Source organism: Mesorhizobium sp. M0139 (assembly GCF_040322455.1).
GTDB lineage: Bacteria > Pseudomonadota > Alphaproteobacteria > Rhizobiales > Rhizobiaceae > Mesorhizobium.
Genome location: NZ_JAMYTN010000019.1, coordinates 78897 through 99231, shown reverse-complemented (window position 1 = coordinate 99231; position 20335 = coordinate 78897). Strand labels below are relative to the sequence as shown.

Sequence of the window (20335 nt, the reverse complement as noted above, 5' to 3'; positions counted from 1 at the left end):
TGGGGGTAGCGCCCTACGAAGACTCCCACCCCGATCCGCTACGCGGATCGACCCTCCCCACTAGGGGGAGGTGGCTAAGCACCGACCTTGAAGAAATCCACAAACGCCCGCAGCGCCGGGCGCATCTGGCGGCGGCTGGGGTAGTAGACGAAGAAACCGTCGAAGGGCGGACACCAGTCTTCCAGCACGCGGATCAAGCGACCGTCGGCGAGCGGCGCGCGCACATAATCGTCGAAGACGAAGGCGAGCCCAGCGCCGTCGACCGCCGCCTGGGCGATCAGATGGTCTTCGTCGAGGATCAGCGGCCCTTGCGCCGCGATCTCGATCTCTTCGCCATCCTTCTCGAATTCCCAGCGGTAAAGAATGCCGCTGGAAAAACGGAAGCGGATGCAGCGGTGGTCGGCAAGATCGCGCGGATGGCGGGGTCTTGGCATGGTCGCGAAATAGGATGGCGCGCCGACCACGGCGCCGCGAAGGTCCGGTCCGATGCGCACCGCGATCATGTCGCGCTGCAGGCTCTCACCGAGCCGCACGCCGGCATCGAAGCCGCCTTCGACGACGTCGGTGAAGCGATCCTCGATGACGATTTCCAGGACGATGTCAGGATAGGCCGCGGCAAAGCCGCCGAGCCTGGGCGTCAATGCCAGGTGGGCCGCGGTGCGCGGCACGGTCAGCCGCAGGTTCCCGGCCGGCCGGTCGCGCGCCTCGATCGCCGTTTCCAGCGCCAGATCGATCTCGGACAGCGCCGGCCGCAGCCGTTCGAGCAGCTGCGCGCCCTCCTCCGTTGGTGCCACGCTGCGGGTGCTGCGCGCCAAAAGCCGCACGCCCAGCCGCGCCTCCAGGCTGGACACGGCATGGCTCACTGCCGAGGGCGCGATGGCCAGTTCGCGCGCCGCGCCGCGAAAACTACCGCATTGGGCGACTGTTGCCAGTACAGCGAGTTGAGAAAGATGCGCTCGGTTCATTGCTCTATTTTATAGAACAGCCCGTGCGAATGACAGCTAATTATCGAACGTAAAGCTAGGCGCTATCTCTGTTTCATCGCAACAAGGAGATGCGCCATGAAAACCCGCAAACTTGGTACTGAACTCGAAGTCTTCCCCGTCGGCCTCGGCTGCATGGGTATGAGCTTCGCATATGGCGGTCAGGCCGAGGCGGATGCAATCGCCACGCTGCGCCGCGCTGTCGAGATCGGCGTGACGTTTTTCGACACCGCCGAAGTCTATGGTCCCTTTGAGAACGAGATCCTTCTCGGCAAGGCGTTGAAGCCGGTGCGCGACAGGGTGACGATCGCCACCAAATTCGGCTTCAAGATTTCCGAGGAAGGCTCAGGCCTCGAACGCATGGTCGGCGTCGACAGCCGCCCGGAGCACGTCAAGGCAGTGGCGGAAGCCTCGCTGAAACGGCTCGATACCGATGTTATCGACCTCTACTACCAGCACCGCGTCGATCCCAACGTGCCGATAGAGGACACGGTCGGCGCCATGGCGGAACTGGTGCGCGACGGCAAGGTGCGGGCGCTGGGCCTGTCGGAGGTCAGTGCCACCACCATCCGCCGGGCGCACGCCGTGCATCCGATCGCTGCCGTGCAGAGTGAATATTCGCTGTGGAGCCGTGACCCCGAAGACGAAGTGTTCGATGTCTGCCGCGAACTCGGCATCGGCTTCGTCCCCTACAGCCCGCTCGGTCGCGGCCTGCTCACCGGCACCATCGCCAAGCCCGAGGCCCTCAGCGACGACGACTGGCGCCGGACCTTGCCGCGTTTCCAGGCCGACGCCATGGCCGCTAATGCCAAGGTCGTTGCGACGCTGGAAAAGCTGGCGGTGGAAAAAGGCGTCACCTCGGCCCAGCTGGCGCTGGCCTGGGTGCTGCACCAGGGCGACTTCATCGTGCCGATCCCCGGCGCAAGAAAGATCCGCCATCTCGAGCAGAACACAGCGGCGGCCGGGATCGAGCTGAGCGCGGCTGAGGTCGCGGCGATTGGAGATGCGCTGTCGCCGGACAAGGTGGTTGGCAAGCGCTATACGGAGGAACTGTTGGCGCTGGTGAATGGGTGAACAAGCGGGGGAGCTTGGCGCCCTGAGAAGTCAGCGCGCGGCACCCCCCTCTGTCCTGCCGGACATCTCCCCCGCAAGGGGGGAGATCGGCTGTCGTCGCTGTTTTCGCCAATCACCAACGTTGCAGAAAGTGCGCCAACGATGAAGCTGCCAATCTCCCTCCTTGCGGGGGAGATGGCCGGCAGGCCAGAGGGGGGTGCCTCGCGCCGCCATTTCGTATTACCAAGGCACCACCGTAATCTCCGGCCAGCACGCCTTCGCCCTCGCCCCCTTGGCCTCATGCGTGCGCCCGTTATCCATCAGCCGGTTGGGCGTGATGCGAAACGCGAAGAGGTCATCCAGCCCGAACGGCGCCACGACCTCAAGCTGCCCATCGGCATCGTATCGCACCCCGACCGCATGCGTCTTCGAGGCGAAATAGCTCACCGACTCGCTGGAGCTCGTATAGCGCGGGCAGGGCTGGCCGAATTTCTGCGGATACCACAGATGCACCCGTGCCTGGTTGCGCACCTCGGCCGGCAGAGCCAGCCCCTCGAAATGCTGCGCCGCCCGGCGGATGACCGCGTCCTCGGCCTCGTAGGACAGGTCGCTGTCATCGAAGTAGAAGAGATCGACATCCTTGATGCCGTAGCCCGGCGGCTTGCCGGTCAGATGGTTCCAGATGCTGTTGTAGAGCGCGCCGGACACCACCAGCCAGTCCGGCAACGCCAGCGTGCGGGCCCGCTCCAGCGCGTCGCTGACGAGCGCATCCGCCAACACCATGGCGAGAAACGCTTCGCGCTGGGCTTCGAACGGCAGACCGGAATAGCGCAGATGGTCCATCGCCCTTTGGAGAGCGATTCGCAACTGCCGGCAATCCTCAGAAGCAATTCCAGGAAAAGTGTGTAGCGGTTTTACTGGGAAAGCGCGCCGCGCTTTCCCTAAGACGCGCTTTCCCTAAGAATTGCGTGAAGTCGAAATACGTAGGGCGGCGTTAGCCGCTCTACGTTCTCAGCATGCCGCCCGTTTGCTTGCCGACATTGTCGACGATGCGCTTGGCCAGCGCCTCGAAATCCTCGTCGGTGAGCGTCTTTTCAACCGGCTGGATAGATACTTCGATGGCAATCGACTTCTTGGCGGTCCCGAGAGATGCCCCCTCGAACACATCGAACACCGAAACGCCGGTGACCAGCTTCTTGTCGGCGGCGAGCGCCGCGCGCACCAGCGCGCCGGCCTCCACCGTCTTGTCGACGACGAAAGCAAAGTCGCGCTTCACCGCCTGGAAGGCGGACAGCTCCAGCTTTGGCTTGGTTTTCGTCGGCTTGGCCTTCGGCTCGGGCACGGCGTCGATATAGACCTCGAAACCGCAGATCGGTCCGGAAACGTCCAACCCCTCCAGCGTCTTCGGGTGGAACTCGCCGAAGGTGCCGAGCACTGTCTTCGGGCCGAGCTTGATCGTGCCGGAGCGGCCGGGATGATACCAGGCCGGACCGCCTGGCTCGATCTGCAGCCTGTCGACCGGCGCGCCGCAGGCTTCCAGCGCTGCAATCGCGTCGGCTTTGGCGTCGAACACGCCGACCGGACCGGAATTGCCGGCCCAACTGCGGCCGGAACCGTCGAGCTTGGCGGTGCCGCGGCGCACACCGGCGGCAACGCGCCGCTGCTGGTCGGGGCCGTCGCCCTCATAGGTACCGGAGACCTCGAACAGCGCGACATCGCCGATGCCCTTGTCGGCATTGCGCTGCGCGGCGACGATCAGGCCGGGCAACAACGAGGGCCGCATATCGGACATGTCGGCTGCAATCGGATTAGCGAGCTTCAGCGCCGTCTGGCCGCCGCCGAACAGTTCGGCGTGTTTGGCCGGGATGAACGACCAGGTGAGAACCTCCAGCATGCCCCGCACGGCGAGCGAGCGCTTGGCAGTGCGGGTGCGAACCTGCAGCGTCGTCAGTATCTTGGAGTTGACCGCGTCATGCGCGCCGAGCGGCTGCGGCGCGATGTTGTCGACGCCGTGGATGCGCATCACTTCCTCGACCAGGTCGGCCTTGCCGTCGACGTCAGGACGCCAGGACGGCACAGCGACATCGACGACGTCGCCCGAGCCTGACGGCTTGAAGCCGAGGCGGGTCAGGATGTCGAGGCTTTCCGCCTTCGGCACCTCGATGCCGGTCAGCCGCTTCACTTCCGAGATCGGGAAGGAAACGATCTTCGGCTTGTAGCCGGCATAGCCGACCACCTCCGTCTCGGTCGGCTCTCCGCCGCAGAACTCCAGCACCAGCTTTGTCGCCAGCTCGACGCCGGGCACAATGAATTCCGGGTCGACGCCACGCTCGAAACGGTAACGGGCATCGGTGATGATGCCGAGCGTACGGCCGGTGCGGGCCGTGGTGATCGGATCCCAAAGAGCGGATTCGATCAGCACGTCCGTGGTGTTCTCGTCGCAGCCGGAATGCTCGCCGCCCATGACACCGGCGATCGATTCGACGCCATTGTCGTCGGCGATCACGCAGATCTGCGGCGTCAGCGTGTATTCGCGCCCGTCAAGCGCCAGCACCTTCTCGCCGTCGCGTGCGCGGCGCACGACGAGATTGCCGGCGACCTTCTTGGCATCGAACACATGCAGCGGCCGGCCACGGTCGAAGGTGACGTAGTTGGTGATGTCGACCAGCGCGCTGATCGGGCGCAAGCCGATGGCGATCAGCCTTTGCTGCAGCCATTTCGGCGACGGCCCGTTCTTCACGCCTTTCACCAGGCGCAGCGCGAAACCGGGGCAGAGCTCCGGCGCCTCGATGGTCACCTTGACCGGCGTTTCACCTTTGCCAAGGACCGCTTCGACCGGCGCGGTCTTGAGCCGGCCAAGCCCGCTTGCCGCCAGGTCCCGGGCGACGCCGTAAATGCTGGTCGCATCCGGCCGGTTCGGCGTCAGATTGATCTCGATCACCGGATCGTCGAGATGCGCGTAAGCCGCGAAGCTGGTGCCGACAGGCGCATCGGCCGGCAGGTCGATAATGCCATTGTGCTCATCCGACAGCTCCAGCTCGCGCTCGGAACACATCATGCCATGGCTCTCGACGCCCCGGATCTTGCCGACGGTCAGCGTCACGTCGATACCGGGCACATAGGCGCCGGGCGCGGCGAAGGCGCCGATCAAGCCGGCGCGGGCATTCGGCGCACCGCACACCACCTGGACAGGGGCTGCGCCATTGCCGGTGTCGACGGTCAGCACCCGCAGCCGGTCGGCGTCGGGATGCTGCACCGCCGTCAGCACCTTGGCGATGACGAACGGCTTCAGGCCGGCCTTGTCGTCGACATGCTCGACTTCGAGGCCGATCGAGGTCAGCCTCTCGACGATCTCGTCGAGCGTGGCGTCGGTGTCGAGATGATCCTTGAGCCAGGAAAGGGTGAGTTTCATCACTATGTTCCGTTTTGTCTGTACCCGCCCGGACCTTGTCCATCGGGTCTGGGTACGCTTGTCTTCAAATGGCGCGGCAAGTCGTCGGGCATATGCACGAAGGGCAGCTGCTCGCGCACATAGGCATGGTGCGTCGGCCGGAAACAGGCCGGCATGTCCATGGCGCCCAGCATGAAATAGATGTGGTCTTCCAGCCGCTCGTCGACATAGGCGATAGGCGAGCCGCAAATGCCGCAGAACGAGCGCGTCACCGGCCCGTTCTCGTACATCTTCAGCGCCTTGCCGGTGAAAGCCACCTGCTCGGTCAGGAAGCCGACAAAGGCCGACACCGGCGCGCCGCTGGCGCGCCGGCAATCGCCGCAATGGCAATAGCTGATATGGTGCGGTTCGACTGATGCCTCGAACCGTACCGCGCCGCAGCGGCAGCCACCCGTGTGCGGCGCCGTCATGCGGAAAGACCTCCGAACAGCGTCGGCATGTCGAGCGGCCTGAAACCGTAATGCGACAGCCAGCGCACATCGGCGTCGAAGAAGGCGCGCAGGTCCGGCATGCCGTATTTCAGCATGGCGATGCGGTCGATGCCCATGCCCCAGGCAAAGCCCTGATATTCGTCGGGATCGAGCCCGCCGGCGCGCAGCACATTGGGGTGGACCATGCCGCAGCCGAGGATCTCCATCCAGTCGGAGCCTTCGCCGAATCGCACTTCGCCGGGCCGCGAGCGGTCGCACTGGATGTCGACCTCGAGGCTGGGCTCGGTGAACGGGAAAAAGGACGGCCGGAAGCGCATCTTGACCTGCGGCACCTCGAAGAAAGCCTTGCAGAATTCTTCCAGCACCCACTTCATGTTGGCGACATTGGCCGATTTGTCGATCACCAGCCCCTCGACCTGATGGAACATCGGCGAGTGGGTAGCGTCGGAATCCTGCCGGTAGGTCTTGCCGGGAATGACGATGCGGATCGGCGGCTTCTGCTTCTCCATGGTGCGGATCTGTACCGGCGAGGTGTGCGTGCGCAACAGCTTGCGCTCGCCCTTTTCGTCCGGCTGGAAAAAGAAGGTATCGTGCATCTCGCGCGCCGGATGCCCTTCGGGGAAATTCAGCGCGGTGAAATTGTAATAGTCGCTCTCGACATCGGGACCTTCTGCGATGGCAAAGCCGAGATCGCCGAAGATCGCCGCGATCTCGTCGATGACCTGGCTGATCGGATGGATGCGGCCGCGCTCGGCCGGCGATTGCCGCACCGGCAGCGTCACGTCGACCGTCTCGGCGGCAAGGCGCGCCGTGACCGCCACATCCTTCAGCTCGACCTTGCGTGTCGTCAGCGCTTCGGTGACGCGGTTCTTCAGGCCGTTGATCGCGGGGCCCTTGACCTGGCGCTCCTCGGCGCTCATCGCGCCCAGTGTCTTCAGCAATTCCGAGATCGACCCCTTTTTGCCGAGAGCCGCGACGCGCACGGCTTCGATAGCAGCCTCATCGGCGGCCGACGCGACGTCGGCCATCAGGGAGTTTTCGAGAGTATCCAAGCCGGTAGCTATGTCGTTCACGGTCAAACTCGCTGTGTTGGGAGTCAACTTTGAGGTGAAAGTCACTTTCAAGTTGAAAGTTCAGCCATAAGAAAAACCCGCGCCAGCCGTGCCAGCGCGGGTTCCCCAATCAGAATTGCGAATGCTGGGAAGCGCTGGGCTCGGAGCCCGATCCCGAAAAGTTGCAGACTTTTCGGAAAGATCGCGCTCCTCGCTAAATTTCCCTGAGCATGATGTTGTCCAAAAAGTCAGCAACTTTTTGGCATCATGCTCTAGGCGACAGCGCTTTCAAAAGCATTCGGGGTGGTGTTCTTCAGATATTCGAGCGCGACCTTGGCCTTGGCCACGAGTGCGGCGAACGCCTGCGGTTCATGGATGGCCATGTCGGACAGGATCTTGCGATCGATCTCGATACCGGACTTGTTGAGGCCGTCGATGAAGCGGCCATAGGTCAGGCCATGCTCGTGCGTCGCGGCGTTGATGCGCTGGATCCACAGCGCGCGGAACGAGCGCTTGCGGTTCTTGCGGTCGCGATACGCGTACTGCATCGACTTTTCGACCGCCTGCTTGGCGATGCGAATGGTGTTCTTGCGGCGGCCGTAGAAGCCTTTCGCGGCTTTCAGGACCTTCTTGTGCTTGGCGTGCGAGGTGACGCCTCTTTTTACGCGTGCCATGTCATGATCTCCTTAAACGCTGTTCCTGAAACCGAATGCTCAGAGGCCGTTCGGCAGAAAATTCTTGATGACCTTCTTGCCATCCGGTTCAGCCAGAACCATCGTGCCGCGGGCATTTCGAATGAACTTGTTGGAACGCTTGATCATGCCGTGACGCTTGCCGGCCGCAGCCGACAGGACTTTACCCGTACCTGTGATCTTGAACCGCTTCTTGGCGGCCGATTTGGTCTTCATCTTGGGCATTTTGCTACTCCGTATTGATGGCGCACAATCGCGCTTCTTGTTCGCTTCGGGCGGACCAAAAGCCCGAAAAGCAAATGAAACCGCCACGGCATGCCCTGCCGGGCGGTTTCTTGGAACGGCGGTCCTATACTTCAAAGCGGGCTGGCGCGCAACACCCGAGCGGCTGCGACGCTCTGTCCGCGATCAGGGCAGCCTGAACAGCACCGGCAGAATGCCCGATTGCTGGGCGCCATCGATGGTCTCGAACACCGGCAACGCCACCAGAAACACCAGCCCGTCGAGCAAGGTGGTCAGCAAGAGGCGCGGCTTGAAGCTGCCGGTGTCGCCTTCCTGGTAGAGCGACAGCTTGGGGAAGAAACGCGGCACCCGCGCCAGATAGGCTGTGTAGGGCGCGCCGAGAACCTCCTTGAGATACCGTTCCTCGCGCAGGATGACGATGTGGAAGGCGCCGGCGCACAAAAGCGCAAACAGGACGATGCCGGAGAACGAGCCGATCTGCGCCCCGACGCCAGCGGCGGCAACGGTCGAGAACACGTAGAGAGGATTGCGGGTGATCGAATAGGGTCCGCCGGTGACCACTTCGGAGGATTTGCGCCCCCCGATATAGAGTGTCGACCACAAGCGGCCGACGACGCCAAGGAAGATCAGCAGCACGCCGACCATCTCGATCGTTTCATGCACCGGGGTATCGGGCGGGAAGGTCGACTGGCCGAACAGCAGTGCCGCAAACAGCACCACCACCAGCACCGCAAGCACCATGCGGCGCATGTGCTGGTAGCCGCCCAGCTCCTTGATGGGCGCAGGGTTGATTTCATTGGCCATGTCGGGAATCCGATCGTCGAGAAGCTTTGCCGGCGATCGCGGCGTCTGGACAGGAGAATCGGCGTCCCGCCGATCGCCGGGACGCCATGAGACAGGATTCAGGCGGATTTAGAGCGCAACGCCCGAACTGATCTAGCGCGGGGCCAGCACCATCATCATCTGGCGGCCTTCCAGCTTCGGCTCGGCTTCGACCTTGGCGATGGTAGCCGTCTCCTCGCGCACCTTGTTCAGGAGCTGCATGCCGAGTTCCATATGCGCCATCTCGCGGCCGCGGAAGCGCAGCGTCAGCTTGACCTTGTCGCCTTCCTCGAAGAAGCGCCGCACGGCCTTCATCTTGGTTTCGTAGTCATGGCTGTCGATGTTCGGGCGCATCTTGATCTCTTTGATCTCGATGACCTTCTGGTTCTTGCGCGCCTCGGCCGCCTTCTTCTGGTTGGCGTATTTCAATTTGCCGAGATCGAGGATCTTGACGACAGGCGGCACCGCATTGGGCGAGATCTCGACCAGATCGAGCCCTGCCTCTTCGGCGAGCAGCAATGCGTCGTTGATGGAAATATCGCCGCGGTTCTGGCCATCGGCGTCGATCAGCTGGACCCGGGGAACCCGGATATCACGGTTGGAGCGCGGGCCATCCTTGGTGGGCGCCGCTGCTTTGAAAGGTCTGCGAATGGTCGTGGTCTCCTTGGCCGTTTCGTTCAGGGTTCAAATCTAGAAATGTTCGGGACGCGCCAATGTGGTGAGCGCGCGGGCGGAGTCAATAGCACAGCGCTGACAGAAAATCACCCTGATCGCAGGCCTGCACCAAACAAAGGATGTCGCGAGCACTTTCCGCCTCGCCTGTGCCTGTGTCAAAAGACCGGCGAGTAAAATCAGGCTCCCGCAATCAGGCCCCCAGAACCAGGATTGATCCACAGCCATGACCGCGACCACCCCAACCCTGCAGGATGTCGACGGCATTGATATCGCGGTTCGCCATTCCTCGGGCGCAACGCCCGGCATCGTCTGGCTCGGCGGCTATAAATCCGACATGCTGGGCACGAAGGCGCAGACGTTGTCGGATTGGGCGGCAAGGGAAGGCCGCGCGTATCTGCGCCACGACTATTCCGGCCATGGCGAATCCGGCGGCGCCTTTGCCGACGGCACCATTTCGAAATGGCTTGGCGAGAGCCTCGCCGTCTTCCGGCGTTTCACCGAGGGCAAGCAAATCCTGGTCGGCTCGTCGATGGGCGCCTGGATCGCGCTGCGCATGGTGCAGGAACTGCGCAAGGCGGGCGACAGCAATGTGGTTAGCCTGGTGCTGCTCGCGCCGGCGCCGGATTTCACCGCCGAGCTGGTCGAGCCGGCTCTGACGGAGGAACAGAGGCGCGACCTCCGGGAGAAAGGCTTTTTCGAAGAACCTTCGGACTATTCCGCCGAGCCTTACATCTACACAAGCGCGCTGATCGAGGACGGCAGGGCGAACCGGGTCATGACCGGGCCGATCGATACCCATTGCCCCGTCCACATCCTGCAGGGCCTGGCCGATGCCGACGTGCCGGCAAGCCATGCGCTGAAGCTGGTCTCGCTGCTGCCGGCCGACGACGTCACCTTGTCGCTCATTCCCGACGGCGACCACCGCCTGTCGCGGCCGCAGGATCTCGACATGCTGCTGAGGGCGGTGGGCGACATGGTTCAGCGGGCGGGGTAGGCGAGAATGCGCATTTCCATCCCGATATCCGCCTTTGTCGCGGCAATCGTCGGCTTCGGCGGCACGCTGGCCGTCGTCATTGCCGCCGCCAAGGCGGTTGGCGCCACGCAAGCCGAAACCGCGAGCTGGGTGACGGCAGTGTGCGTGGCGATGGCGATCGAATGCTTGTGGCTGTCCTGGCGCACGAAAATACCCATCATCACCGCCTGGTCGACACCGGGCCTGGCGCTGATGGCGGCATCGAGCGGGTTTACCATGGCCGATGCGGTCGGCGCCTTCATCGTCACCGGCCTAATGTTGATCGCCACCGGCCTGTTCAAGCCGCTGACCCAGCTGATATCAAGGATACCGGCGTCAGTCGCGTCCGGCATGCTGGCGGGCATCGTCGTCACCTTCGCGCTCAATGCCGTCAAGACCATTCCGGTCGACCCCTGGCTGATCCTGCCGCTGATCGCGGCCTTCTTCGTCATTCGCCTGTTCAACCCGGCGCTGTCGGTGCTGGCGGTGCTGATCGGCGGCGGCATCGCCGCCTTCCTGACAGGCCGCGTCGGCGGACTGCCGGCACCGGAACTGTCGACGCTGACGCTGATTGCTCCGCATTTCAGCGCCGCAGCTGTCATCGGCCTGGCGCTGCCGCTCTACCTCGTCACCATGGCGTCGCAGAACCTGTCGGGTCTCGCCGTCTTGCGCGCCGCCGGCTATCACCCCGAACCCGGCCCGCTGATCGGCGTCACCGGCCTGTTCTCGCTGCTGTCGGCGCCGTTTGGCGGCTCGACCACCAATCTGGCCGCGATCTCTGCGGCGATCTGCACCGGGCCGGACGTCCATCCCGACCCGGCCGAGCGCTGGAAGACCGGACCCTTCTATGCACTTGCCTATCTGATCTTCGCGGTTTTCGGCGCCTCGCTGGTGGCGATCTTCGCAGTGCTGCCGCAAAGCCTGATCGTGCTGGTGGCCGGCCTGGCGTTGATGGGGTCGCTGGCCAACGCGCTGGCGATCGCGCTCAAGGACGAGGACCAGCGCATGGCGGCTACTGTCACCTTCGTTGTCACCGCGTCGGGGCTGACTTTGTTCGGCGTTGGCGCCGCCTTCTGGGGTCTGGTCGCCGGCCTGGTCGTGCTTTTCCTCGAAGCGGTCAAAAAGCGATAATCAATTCAGGACCTTGTCCGGTTTTGGCGGACGTTGTCTTGAATCGCCGTTTTTCTCATCCCATTTCGAATCCACGCAGCCGCTCTTGGCTGTCTCCAACCGAAGGAATGGGAGAAAATGAACACATCCGCATTGATCCGCCCGGCCTGGACGCCGGCGACCATCGCGCTGATGGTGATCGGCTTCATGGTGTTCTGGCCGCTTGGCTTCGCCATGCTCGCCTACATCATCTGGGGCGACCGGCTTGACGGCTTCAAGCGCGACGTCAACCGGGCCACCGACGGCATCTTCGCCGGCTGCCGCCGCGGTTCCGACAAGGCCGCGCGCTGGGGCCACGGTTCGGCCCGCACCGGCAATGTCGCTTTCGACGACTGGCGCGAGAAGGAACTCGAACGCCTCGCCGAAGAGCGTCGCAAGCTCGATGAGATGCTGAGCGAGTTCGACGAGTACGCCCGCGAATTGCGCCGCGCCAAGGACCAGGACGAGTTCGACCGCTTCATGGCCAACCGCAACAAGTCGACAGCGCCTGCGAAGACAGGCTCGGCCGAAACGGCCAAGCCCGCGACGCCCAAGCGCAAGGGCCCGAACCTGCTTGACGACTGAGGCTGCGCGCATGACCCCGAAAATCGAAACCGATTTTCGGAAAGGTTCATGCGCCGAATTAGAGTGCTACAGCGTCCTTTGCGCGTCAGAGACGCGCGGCGCTCTAAGACAGGCCTTGGCATGATGGACGGCGTCGCGCGAGCGGCGCCGTTTCTTTTTTGTTCTGGTCGTTTTCCTCGAATCGCGTATCGTTCAGCCATGTCCTTCGGCTTTTTCCGCAACCTGACCAAACCAAAACCCTCGCCTGTCGAAGAGCGAGAGCACGTCGTTGCCGGCCGCACACTGCCGCTCAGGATCGTCGAGAGCGCCCGCGCACGGCGGCTGACGCTGCGCATCGATTCGGGCGGCCAGGGGCTGCGCATCACCGTGCCGCCGGGCCTGCGCCGCGGCGAGGTGGAGAAATTCCTTCACCGCCATCAGGGCTGGCTGGAGCAGCGTCTGGCCAAGGTACCGACACGGCCGCAAGTGCGCCCCGGCATCAAGATCCCGATACGCGGCGTCGCGCATCGCATCGTCCACGAACCGTCGAAACGCGGCACCGTCACCGTGTCGCGCGACGAGCGCGGTCCGCTGCTGATCGTCCATGGCGAGCGCATACATTTGCCGCGCCGCATCGCCGATTTCCTCAGGCGCGAGGCCAAGAAGGACATCGAGAAGCTGGTGGTCAAGCATACCGAGGCCATCGGCAAGCGCGCCAAGGCTATCCGCTTCAAGGACACGTCGAGCCGCTGGGGCTCCTGCACTTCCGACGGCAATTTGTCCTTCTCATGGCGCATCATGATGGCGCCGACGCCGGTGATAAACTACTTGGTCGCGCATGAGGTGGCGCATCTCAAGGAGATGAACCACGGCCCGAAATTCTGGAAACTGTGCGAGCAGCTCTGCCCCGACACCGACCGCTGCAAGGACTGGCTGAAGCGGAATGGTGGGGCATTGCAGGCGATTGTGTTCGATTAGCCTTCGCCGGCGGCGCGCTCAATCATCATTGGCCGCATTAAGCTCTTCAGGCCGCAGCCCTTCGTCGCCATGGCGCGGCCATGGCAGGAAATTCTGCTCGAACGCATCGCTGCCGAAATAATCCAGGACCCGGTGCGCTTCCGCCCCGTCGAAGGCGGCCTTTTGCATCAGATGGGCGATGACGTCGCGCGCTTGCGCGATCTTCTGCCTGAGTTCGGCTATGCTCTGGTCGGCCATTCGTCTGCTCCGCCTTGCTTCTCCCATCAATAGGTAGCGCCTTTGGCGTTGCCGGCAAACAGCATGCTTTTTCTCGACTCTTGGCCGGTTTCGTGCCAAGCCCCGCGCCATGGCGCTCGATATCAAGATCTGTGGATTGAAGACCGATGAGGCAATGGCCGCGGCCCTGGCCGGCGGCGCCAGCCATGTCGGCTTCATCTTCTTTGCTAAAAGCCCGCGCTATGTCGAGCCTGCGGCAGCCGGCCGCCTGCGCGAGGCGGCAATCGGCAAGGCCAGGGCGGTCGCCGTGACGGTCGATGCCGATGACGCGTTCCTGGACGAGATCGTCGAAAAGATGCGCCCCGACATGCTGCAGTTGCACGGCACGGAGACGCCCGAGCGGGTGGCCGAGGTGAAAGCTCGCTACGGCCTGCCTGTCATGAAGGTGTTCTCCGTCAGTGAGGTAGCCGATCTCGAGCGGCTAAAGCCGTTCATCGGCGTTGCCGATCGCTTCATGTTCGATGCCAAGCCACCAAAGGGCTCGCAACTTCCGGGCGGCAATGGCGTCGCCTTTGACTGGCGCATCCTGGCCGGCCTTGACGCCGGGCTCGATTACATGCTTTCCGGTGGGCTCAACGCCGCCAATATCGGCGACGCCCTGATATCAGCCAATCCGCCCGCGATAGACATTTCGTCGGGGGTGGAAAGCGGCCCGGGCGTCAAGGATCCGGCGCTGATCGAGCAGTTCTTCCGGGCCGTCAGGGCCGCGCGCGACGACCGCGCTGCCTGAGGCACTTCTTTCGAACCCGAGCATGTTCCGGAGAAGTGGGAACCGGTTTTCCGATAAGACATGCTCAGAACCAAGACCAGGAGATCGGCGATGAACAAGCCGGCGACACCCAATTCCTTCCGCACGGGACCCGACGAACAGGGCATGTTCGGCATCTTCGGGGGCCGCTTCGTGGCCGAGACGCTGATGCCGCTGATCCTCGACCTCGAACGGCACTGGAACGAGGTCAAGAACGATCCGGACTTCAAGGCCGAACTGACCGACCTGTCGACCCATTATGCCGGTCGGCCATCAAAGCTGTATTTCGCCGAAGGGCTCACAAAACACCTTCGTGAGGTTTCCTCGGCGAAGGGCCTCGGGGGCGGCGCCAAAGTCTACTTCAAGCGCGAGGATTTGAACCACACCGGTTCGCACAAGATCAACAACTGCCTCGGCCAGATCCTGCTGGCCAAGCGCATGGGCAAGAAGCGCATCATCGCCGAGACGGGCGCTGGTCAGCACGGCGTTGCCGCGGCCACGGTCGCGGCGCGCTTCGGCTTTCCCTGCGTCGTTTATATGGGCGCCACCGATGTCGCCCGCCAAAGCCCCAACGTCTTCCGCATGAAGCTGCTCGGCGCCGAAGTGCGGCCGGTGACCGCCGGTCACGGCACGCTGAAGGACGCCATGAACGAAGCGTTGCGCGACTGGGTCACCAATGTCGAGGACACTTATTACCTGATCGGCACTGCCGCCGGCCCGCATCCCTATCCGGAGCTGGTGCGCGACTTCCAGTCGGTGATCGGCATCGAGGCGCGCGCCCAGATCCTCGAACAGGAAGGCCGGCTACCCGACACCATCATCGCGGCTGTCGGCGGCGGCTCGAACGCCATCGGCCTGTTCCATCCGTTCCTGGATGACAAAGAAGTCCGCATCATCGGCATCGAAGCCGGCGGCCGCGGCCTTGACGGCATCGAGCATTGCGCCTCGATGAATGCCGGCGCGCCCGGCGTGCTGCACGGCAACCGCACCTATCTCCTGCAGAACGCCGACGGCCAGATCCTCGACGGCCATTCGATCTCAGCCGGCCTCGACTATCCCGGCGTCGGCCCCGAACATTCCTGGCTGCGCGATTCCGGCCGCGTCGAATACGTGCCGATCCTCGACGACGAGGCGCTGGAAGCCTTCAAGCTGACGACACGCGTCGAAGGCATCATCCCGGCGCTGGAATCCGCGCACGCCATCGCCCATGCGGTCAAGATCGTGCCGGATATGGACAAGGACCAGATCGTCATCGTCAACCTGTCGGGACGCGGCGACAAGGATGTGCACACAGTGGCCTCGATGCTGGGCATGGAGATCTGATCATGGTGACCCGCATCGACCGCCGCATGGCAAAACTAAAAGCCGAGGGACGCCCGGCGCTCGTTACCTATTTCATGAGCGGCGACCCGGACTACGACACCGCTTTGTCGATCATGAAGGCGCTGCCGAAGGCCGGCGCCGACATCATCGAAATGGGCATGCCGTTTTCCGATCCGATGGCCGACGGCCCGGCGATCCAGGCCGCGGGCCTGCGCGCGCTGAAAGGTGGCCAGACGCTGGTCAAGACGCTGCAGACGGCGGCTGATTTCCGCGCTGGCGACAATGAGACGCCGATCGTCCTGATGGGCTATTACAACCCGATCTACATCTACGGCGTCGACCGCTTCCTCAAGGACGCGATTGCCAGCGGCATTGACGGGCTGATCGTCGTCGACCTGCCACCGGAGATGGATGAGGAACTCTGTATCCCTGCGCTGAAGGCCGGCATCAACTTCATCCGCCTGGCAACGCCGACCACCGATGACAAGCGCCTGCCCAAGGTGCTGCAGAATACGTCGGGCTTCGTCTATTACGTGTCGATGACCGGCATCACCGGCTCGGCTTTGGCCGACACCGGCAAGGTTGCCGCCGCGGTCAAGCGCATCAAGGGCCACACCAACTTGCCAGTCTGCGTCGGCTTCGGCGTCAAGACCGCCGAGCAGGCGCGCATCATCGGCGCCAATGCCGATGGCGTCGTCGTCGGCACCGCGATCGTCAACGCGGTCGCCAATGTGTTGGGACCGAAGGGCGAGAAGACCGCCGACCCGGCCGAGGCCGTCGCCACCCTGGTCAGCGGACTGTCTCAGGGCGTGCGTTCGGCCCGCCTTGCTGCTGCCGAATAGTTTCCCTACTTAGGCCTTGTGCAAGTCGTTATCCCAAAACCGGTTCCCACTTTTGGGCGACATGCACGAGCCAACTCTTCGTCAGGACAGGAGCCGAAGCGATGAACTGGATCACCAATTACGTTCGCCCGAGGATCAATTCGATGCTCGGCCGGCGCACCGACATGCCCGAGAATCTCTGGATCAAGGATCCCGAGACCGGCGAGATGGTGTTCCACAAGGACCTGGAATCCAACCAGTTCGTCATCCCGTCATCGGGCCATCACATGAAGATTTCGGCCAAGGAACGGCTGAAATTCTTCCTCGACGACGGCAAATACGAGCAGCTTGAGAACCCCAAGGTCGTGCAGGACCCGCTCAAGTTCCGCGACGAGAAGCGCTACACGGACCGGCTGAAGGACGCCAAGGCCAAGACCGGCCTGGAAGACGCCATCATCAACGCGCTGGGCACGGTCGAAGGTCTGCCGGTTGTGGTGACGGTGCAGGATTTCGCCTTCATGGGCGGCTCGCTCGGCATGGCCGCGGGTGAAGCTATTGTGCACGGTTTCGAGGTCGCCTTGCAGCGCAAGCGGCCGCTGATCCTGTTTGCCGCCTCCGGTGGCGCGCGTATGCAGGAAGGCATCCTGTCCCTGATGCAATTGCCACGCACCACGATCGGCGTCGACCGGCTGAAGGAAGCCGGCCTGCCATACATCGTCGTCTTGACCAACCCGACCACCGGCGGCGTTACCGCCTCCTACGCCATGCTGGGAGACGTCCACATTGCCGAGCCCGGCGCGCTGATCGGCTTTGCCGGCCCGCGCGTCATCGAGCAGACCATCCGGGAGAAACTCCCGGACGGTTTCCAGCGCTCCGAATATCTGATGGAGCACGGCATGGTCGATATGGTGGTGTCGCGGCTGGAACTGCGCGAGACGATTTCACGGCTGTTGAAAATCCTGCTCAAACTGCCGCAGGAGCAAAAGCCGCTGGAGCCGGAAATCCTGCCGCCGTCGGTCATCCCGACGGAAGCCCGCCCGCAGGCCTGACGCGACATTTCTGGCCGCAAACCGCGATTGCGTGCACCTGCGCGCATGCGTAGGATTCGCTCATGACAACGCTTGCCGCAGATCGTGAAATCGAAGCCCTGATGGCGCTGCATCCGAAAGGCTTCGACCTTTCGCTCGACCGCATCACAAGGCTGCTCGAACGCCTCGGCAATCCGCAGGAGCGGCTGCCGCCGGTCATCCATATCGCCGGCACCAACGGTAAGGGCTCGTGCGCGGCCTTTTCGCGCGCGCTGCTGGAAGCCGGCGGCCACCTTGCCCATGTCCACACTTCGCCGCATCTGGTGAACTGGGCCGAGCGCTACCGACTGGCGGCCGAGGGCGGCGGCCGGCTGGTCGACGACGAGACCTTCGCCGAGGCCATCGCCCGCGTCGCCCGGGCCAATCAAGGCCAGAAGATCACCGTCTTCGAAATCCTAACCGCCGTCACCTTCATCCTGTTTTCCGAACATCCGGCTGCCGCCGCCATCATCGAGGTCGGCCTTGGCGGCCGCTTCGACGCCACCAATGTCGTTGCCCGGCCGGCGGTGTCGGTGATCATGCCGGTGTCGATGGATCACGAAGCCTATCTCGGCGACCGGGTCGAACTGATCGCCGCCGAAAAGGCCGGCATCATGAAGCGCGGCTGCCCGGTGGTCATCGGCGCGCAGGAGAGCGAGACGGCGCTGCAAGTGCTGATCGAAACCGCCGAGCGGCTGGATTGCCCGACCTTCGTCTACGGCCAGGATTTTCTCGCCTTCGAGGAGAGCGGCCGCATGGTCTATCAGGACGAGGACGGCCTGATAGACCTGCCGCCGCCGCGCCTGCCCGGGCGCCACCAGTTCGCCAATGCGGCGGCGGCGATTGCCGCGGTCAAGGCCGCCGGCTTCGAGATCAGCCATCGCGCCGCTGAAAAGGCGATGGCAAAAGTCGCATGGCCGGGCCGCATGCAGAAATTGGCACAGGGCCGGCTGGCGGACCTCGCTCCCAAGGGCGCCGACATCTGGCTCGATGGCGGTCACAATCCGGGCGCCGGCGTGGTGGTGGCGGAAGCCTTGGCCGAGCAGGAGGAAAAGAACCCGCGGCCGCTGTTTTTGATTGCCGGCATGATCAACACCAAGGACCAGAGCGGCTATTTCCGCGCCTTCAAGGGCCTGGTCCGCCATGTCTACACCGTGCCGGTGAGCGTGAGCGACGCCGGTGTGCCGAATGACGAACTGGCGATCCGGGCGACCGAGGCCGGCCTCACCGCCGAGCCGGTCAGCTCCGTCGCCAGCGCGCTGATGCTGCTGCGCGACACCTGGGACGGCCCGGCGCCGCGCATCCTGATCGGTGGTTCGCTGTATCTCGCCGGTGCGGTGCTGGCCGAAAACGGCACGCCACCGACCTGAATCCACACTTTCGCGAGGGAGCCGGTGATGATCAAGGTGAAGCAACTCGCCCATGTCTGCATCTTCGCGCATGATCTGGAAGCGACGCGGGCCTTCTACCGCGACGTGCTCGGCCTCGACACGCAGTTCAACTTCCTGCGCGACGGAAAGGTGTTCGGCTTCTACCTCAATTGCGGCGATCGCAGCCATGTCGAGGTGTTCCAGAAGGACGGCACCAGCCATAGCGAGCTCAACCAGATCAACCATTTCTGCCTTGAGGTGGAAAACATCGATGCGGCGATCGCCCACATCAAGTCGAAAGGCATTGATATCACGGCCAAGAAGCATGCCTGCGACGACACGTTTCAGGCCTGGATCCGCGACCCCAACGGCGTGAAGATCGAGCTGTTCGAATACACCGCAAAAAGCGCGCAATTCACCGGCGGGGATCGCATCGCCGACTGGTAGTATTTTGGCCCGGGGAATCTATCGGGCGGTTGCCCCTCGGGCAGAAGCCCCGATATGCTTGGCGAAGCATGGAGGCAAGCTCGAATGGTTGTGAAGTGTCTTGTTACCGTCGACAACGACCCGCCGGAGGAGCTGATATTTGAATATGCTCCGCGGGTCGGCGATCATGTGATGTTACCGGGAGCCATCGAGCCACCGCACCCAATTGTTCGAGTGGCCCACAGACCGACGCGCCCCAATGATGCATCCGGCCAGCCCAGTGTCGCGTATTTCGTAAGCCGAGAGACGTTTCTCTATCGTGTGTATACGGGCGCTATAGAGGGATATGGGCAGGTCCTGAAGCCCGCGACCGGACGGAAGCCCGGCAAGCCTAGGCAGGCCAAAAAAACCGTGGCTCAAACTAAATAGACATCGGCGGCCGCGGCACCAGTCTGAGGCCTATTTCAGCTCGATCTCGATGAAGGCGTATTCGCCGTCATTGGCGCTGATGACGTCGTGCTCGACGCCTTCCTTGCGGAAGTAGGGCGCGCCCTTCTTCATTTCAGCAAAACTCTCGCCGTCCTTGGTCACCAGCTTCACCTTGCCGTCCATCAGCGGCACCACGACGTAGTCATGGCCATGCCGGTGCCAGCCGGTGTTGTCGCCGGGCTGGAAGCGGTATTCGGTGACGATGACGCGCTCATTGTCGATGAAGACGGTGGCCTTGGCGGATCCGGTCATTCTGTTTCTCCTGTCCAGCCTCAGCAGAAGACATGGAGGCTTCAGGCGCGAGTGCCAGAGAGGTCAGGCGATAACGCCAAAGAAAAGCCCGGCGCGAGGGCCGGGCTTAACGTCTGAAATTTCTACAGGATCAGGCGAGGCTGCCATTGATCCAATGCGACAGCGCGGTCTTCGGGGCGGCGCCGACCTTCATGTCGGCGACTTCGCCGCCCTTGAAGATCATCAGCGTCGGGATCGAGCGCACGCCGAACTGGGCGGCAAGCTCGGGGTTCTCGTCGATGTTCAGCTTGGCGATCTTGATCTTGTCGCCGAGTTCGTTGGCGATCTCTTCCAGCGACGGACCGATCATCTTGCAGGGGCCGCACCATTCGGCCCAGAAATCCACGACGACGGGCTGCGAGGCGTTGAGCACATCGGCCTGGAAATTGCTCTTGTCGACCTTGACGGTGGCCATGCGA

Annotated in this window: 23 protein-coding genes; 11 read left to right on the top strand and 12 right to left on the bottom strand. The window is 63.3% G+C overall.

Features of this window, described 5'->3' with window-relative positions:
* Positions 1–74 precede the first annotated feature (74 nt).
* Positions 75–965 carry a LysR family transcriptional regulator gene (locus NKJ58_RS27020; protein ID WP_023687444.1) on the bottom strand — a complete coding sequence of 297 codons (891 nt, stop codon included), beginning with the start codon at positions 963–965 and terminating at the stop codon, positions 75–77.
* A gap of 96 nt (positions 966–1061) precedes the next feature.
* On the opposite strand from NKJ58_RS27020, the gene NKJ58_RS27015 reads away from it, so the two are divergent.
* Positions 1062–2057, top strand: coding sequence for an aldo/keto reductase (locus tag NKJ58_RS27015; RefSeq protein WP_352560028.1), 996 nt, complete (start codon positions 1062–1064; stop codon positions 2055–2057).
* 219 nt (positions 2058–2276) lie between these two features.
* On the opposite strand, the gene NKJ58_RS27010 is transcribed toward NKJ58_RS27015, so the two are convergent.
* The 8 genes from NKJ58_RS27010 to infC form a co-directional block, all read right to left on the bottom strand.
* Positions 2277–2879, bottom strand: coding sequence for a nucleotidyltransferase family protein (locus NKJ58_RS27010; protein WP_352560142.1), 603 nt, complete (start codon positions 2877–2879; stop codon positions 2277–2279).
* A gap of 160 nt (positions 2880–3039) precedes the next feature.
* Positions 3040–5448: a phenylalanine--tRNA ligase subunit beta gene (pheT, locus tag NKJ58_RS27005; RefSeq protein WP_023823994.1), complete on the bottom strand. Its 2409-nt coding sequence runs from the start codon at positions 5446–5448 to the stop codon at positions 3040–3042.
* A gap of 2 nt (positions 5449–5450) precedes the next feature.
* Positions 5451–5897 carry a GFA family protein gene (locus NKJ58_RS27000; protein WP_352811141.1) on the bottom strand — a complete coding sequence of 149 codons (447 nt, stop codon included), beginning with the start codon at positions 5895–5897 and terminating at the stop codon, positions 5451–5453.
* On the bottom strand, positions 5894–6946 hold the full coding sequence (pheS, locus tag NKJ58_RS26995) for a phenylalanine--tRNA ligase subunit alpha (RefSeq protein WP_032885996.1): 1053 nt from the start codon (positions 6944–6946) through the stop codon (positions 5894–5896). The genes NKJ58_RS27000 and pheS overlap by 4 nt, the downstream gene beginning before the upstream one ends.
* A 296-nt stretch (positions 6947–7242) precedes the next feature.
* Positions 7243–7644, bottom strand: coding sequence for a 50S ribosomal protein L20 (gene rplT, locus NKJ58_RS26990; RefSeq protein ID WP_023672281.1), 402 nt, complete (start codon positions 7642–7644; stop codon positions 7243–7245).
* A 39-nt stretch (positions 7645–7683) separates the two neighbouring features.
* Positions 7684–7887 (bottom strand): 50S ribosomal protein L35, encoded by a 204-nt coding sequence (gene rpmI, locus NKJ58_RS26985; RefSeq protein ID WP_006201248.1) that lies wholly within the window; start codon positions 7885–7887, stop codon positions 7684–7686.
* Positions 7888–8070: 183 nt separating this feature from the next.
* Positions 8071–8709 carry a methyltransferase family protein gene (locus tag NKJ58_RS26980; protein ID WP_023755491.1) on the bottom strand — a complete coding sequence of 213 codons (639 nt, stop codon included), beginning with the start codon at positions 8707–8709 and terminating at the stop codon, positions 8071–8073.
* Positions 8710–8841: 132 nt separating this feature from the next.
* A complete protein-coding gene (infC, locus tag NKJ58_RS26975) occupies positions 8842–9378 on the bottom strand; it encodes a translation initiation factor IF-3 (protein WP_023744911.1) in 537 nt (178 codons plus the stop codon).
* A 247-nt stretch (positions 9379–9625) separates the two neighbouring features.
* On the opposite strand from infC, the gene NKJ58_RS26970 reads away from it, so the two are divergent.
* The 4 genes from NKJ58_RS26970 to NKJ58_RS26955 all read left to right on the top strand — a co-directional run bounded on the left by NKJ58_RS26970 (position 9626) and on the right by NKJ58_RS26955 (position 13105).
* Complete coding sequence (locus NKJ58_RS26970) at positions 9626–10396, top strand: alpha/beta hydrolase (protein WP_352811142.1); 771 nt, start codon at positions 9626–9628, stop codon at positions 10394–10396.
* 6 nt (positions 10397–10402) lie between these two features.
* The gene (locus NKJ58_RS26965; protein WP_023681390.1) at positions 10403–11545 is read left to right on the top strand and encodes a benzoate/H(+) symporter BenE family transporter; all 1143 of its coding nucleotides are present in this window, start codon (positions 10403–10405) and stop codon (positions 11543–11545) included.
* 117 nt (positions 11546–11662) lie between these two features.
* Entirely contained in the window at positions 11663–12148 is a 486-nt protein-coding gene (locus NKJ58_RS26960; protein WP_023672286.1) for a DUF2852 domain-containing protein, read from the top strand.
* 198 nt (positions 12149–12346) lie between these two features.
* The gene (locus NKJ58_RS26955) at positions 12347–13105 is read left to right on the top strand and encodes a M48 family metallopeptidase (RefSeq protein ID WP_023681391.1); all 759 of its coding nucleotides are present in this window, start codon (positions 12347–12349) and stop codon (positions 13103–13105) included.
* A gap of 18 nt (positions 13106–13123) precedes the next feature.
* Here NKJ58_RS26955 and NKJ58_RS26950 read toward each other — a convergent pair whose 3' ends face one another.
* Positions 13124–13342 carry a hypothetical protein gene (locus NKJ58_RS26950; RefSeq protein WP_023672288.1) on the bottom strand — a complete coding sequence of 73 codons (219 nt, stop codon included), beginning with the start codon at positions 13340–13342 and terminating at the stop codon, positions 13124–13126.
* A gap of 109 nt (positions 13343–13451) precedes the next feature.
* On the opposite strand from NKJ58_RS26950, the gene NKJ58_RS26945 reads away from it, so the two are divergent.
* The 6 genes from NKJ58_RS26945 (at position 13452) to NKJ58_RS26920 (ending at position 19157) form a co-directional block, all read left to right on the top strand.
* Positions 13452–14111, top strand: a complete 660-nt coding sequence (locus NKJ58_RS26945) for a phosphoribosylanthranilate isomerase (protein ID WP_286461238.1) — start codon at positions 13452–13454, stop codon at positions 14109–14111.
* A 90-nt stretch (positions 14112–14201) separates the two neighbouring features.
* Positions 14202–15452, top strand: coding sequence for a tryptophan synthase subunit beta (trpB, locus tag NKJ58_RS26940; RefSeq protein WP_023681393.1), 1251 nt, complete (start codon positions 14202–14204; stop codon positions 15450–15452).
* Positions 15453–15454: 2 nt separating this feature from the next.
* On the top strand, positions 15455–16294 hold the full coding sequence (trpA, locus tag NKJ58_RS26935) for a tryptophan synthase subunit alpha (protein ID WP_023687438.1): 840 nt from the start codon (positions 15455–15457) through the stop codon (positions 16292–16294).
* 101 nt (positions 16295–16395) lie between these two features.
* Positions 16396–17322, top strand: a complete 927-nt coding sequence (gene accD / locus NKJ58_RS26930; RefSeq protein WP_352811144.1) for an acetyl-CoA carboxylase, carboxyltransferase subunit beta — start codon at positions 16396–16398, stop codon at positions 17320–17322.
* 62 nt (positions 17323–17384) lie between these two features.
* Positions 17385–18710, top strand: a complete 1326-nt coding sequence (locus NKJ58_RS26925; protein WP_352854180.1) for a bifunctional folylpolyglutamate synthase/dihydrofolate synthase — start codon at positions 17385–17387, stop codon at positions 18708–18710.
* A gap of 27 nt (positions 18711–18737) precedes the next feature.
* Positions 18738–19157: a VOC family protein gene (locus NKJ58_RS26920; RefSeq protein WP_023687435.1), complete on the top strand. Its 420-nt coding sequence runs from the start codon at positions 18738–18740 to the stop codon at positions 19155–19157.
* Positions 19158–19595: 438 nt separating this feature from the next.
* Here the strand turns inward: NKJ58_RS26920 and NKJ58_RS26915 are convergent, their stop codons facing one another.
* Both NKJ58_RS26915 and trxA read right to left on the bottom strand, forming a co-directional pair.
* Complete coding sequence (locus tag NKJ58_RS26915) at positions 19596–19877, bottom strand: cupin domain-containing protein (RefSeq protein ID WP_023681396.1); 282 nt, start codon at positions 19875–19877, stop codon at positions 19596–19598.
* 130 nt (positions 19878–20007) lie between these two features.
* Positions 20008–20331, bottom strand: coding sequence for a thioredoxin (trxA, locus tag NKJ58_RS26910; protein WP_023672297.1), 324 nt, complete (start codon positions 20329–20331; stop codon positions 20008–20010).
* Positions 20332–20335: the final 4 nt, after the last annotated feature.

Bases quoted from the DNA above. Each gene is read 5' to 3' on its own strand.
- NKJ58_RS27020 (WP_023687444.1), bottom strand. From the start codon at position 965: ATGAACCGAGCGCATCTTTCTCAACTCGCTGTACTGGCAACAGTCGCC.
- NKJ58_RS27015 (WP_352560028.1), top strand. From the start codon at position 1,062: ATGAAAACCCGCAAACTTGGTACTGAACTCGAAGTCTTCCCCGTCGGC.
- NKJ58_RS27010 (WP_352560142.1), bottom strand. From the start codon at position 2,879: ATGGACCATCTGCGCTATTCCGGTCTGCCGTTCGAAGCCCAGCGCGAA.
- pheT (WP_023823994.1), bottom strand. From the start codon at position 5,448: ATGAAACTCACCCTTTCCTGGCTCAAGGATCATCTCGACACCGACGCC.
- NKJ58_RS27000 (WP_352811141.1), bottom strand. From the start codon at position 5,897: ATGACGGCGCCGCACACGGGTGGCTGCCGCTGCGGCGCGGTACGGTTC.
- pheS (WP_032885996.1), bottom strand. From the start codon at position 6,946: ATGGCCGACGTCGCGTCGGCCGCCGATGAGGCTGCTATCGAAGCCGTG.
- rplT (WP_023672281.1), bottom strand. From the start codon at position 7,644: ATGGCACGCGTAAAAAGAGGCGTCACCTCGCACGCCAAGCACAAGAAG.
- rpmI (WP_006201248.1), bottom strand. From the start codon at position 7,887: ATGCCCAAGATGAAGACCAAATCGGCCGCCAAGAAGCGGTTCAAGATC.
- NKJ58_RS26980 (WP_023755491.1), bottom strand. From the start codon at position 8,709: ATGGCCAATGAAATCAACCCTGCGCCCATCAAGGAGCTGGGCGGCTAC.
- NKJ58_RS26970 (WP_352811142.1), top strand. From the start codon at position 9,626: ATGACCGCGACCACCCCAACCCTGCAGGATGTCGACGGCATTGATATC.
- NKJ58_RS26965 (WP_023681390.1), top strand. From the start codon at position 10,403: ATGCGCATTTCCATCCCGATATCCGCCTTTGTCGCGGCAATCGTCGGC.
- NKJ58_RS26960 (WP_023672286.1), top strand. From the start codon at position 11,663: ATGAACACATCCGCATTGATCCGCCCGGCCTGGACGCCGGCGACCATC.
- NKJ58_RS26955 (WP_023681391.1), top strand. From the start codon at position 12,347: ATGTCCTTCGGCTTTTTCCGCAACCTGACCAAACCAAAACCCTCGCCT.
- NKJ58_RS26950 (WP_023672288.1), bottom strand. From the start codon at position 13,342: ATGGCCGACCAGAGCATAGCCGAACTCAGGCAGAAGATCGCGCAAGCG.
- NKJ58_RS26945 (WP_286461238.1), top strand. From the start codon at position 13,452: ATGGCGCTCGATATCAAGATCTGTGGATTGAAGACCGATGAGGCAATG.
- trpB (WP_023681393.1), top strand. From the start codon at position 14,202: ATGAACAAGCCGGCGACACCCAATTCCTTCCGCACGGGACCCGACGAA.
- trpA (WP_023687438.1), top strand. From the start codon at position 15,455: ATGGTGACCCGCATCGACCGCCGCATGGCAAAACTAAAAGCCGAGGGA.
- accD (WP_352811144.1), top strand. From the start codon at position 16,396: ATGAACTGGATCACCAATTACGTTCGCCCGAGGATCAATTCGATGCTC.
- NKJ58_RS26925 (WP_352854180.1), top strand. From the start codon at position 17,385: ATGACAACGCTTGCCGCAGATCGTGAAATCGAAGCCCTGATGGCGCTG.
- NKJ58_RS26920 (WP_023687435.1), top strand. From the start codon at position 18,738: ATGATCAAGGTGAAGCAACTCGCCCATGTCTGCATCTTCGCGCATGAT.
- NKJ58_RS26915 (WP_023681396.1), bottom strand. From the start codon at position 19,877: ATGACCGGATCCGCCAAGGCCACCGTCTTCATCGACAATGAGCGCGTC.
- trxA (WP_023672297.1), bottom strand. From the start codon at position 20,331: ATGGCCACCGTCAAGGTCGACAAGAGCAATTTCCAGGCCGATGTGCTC.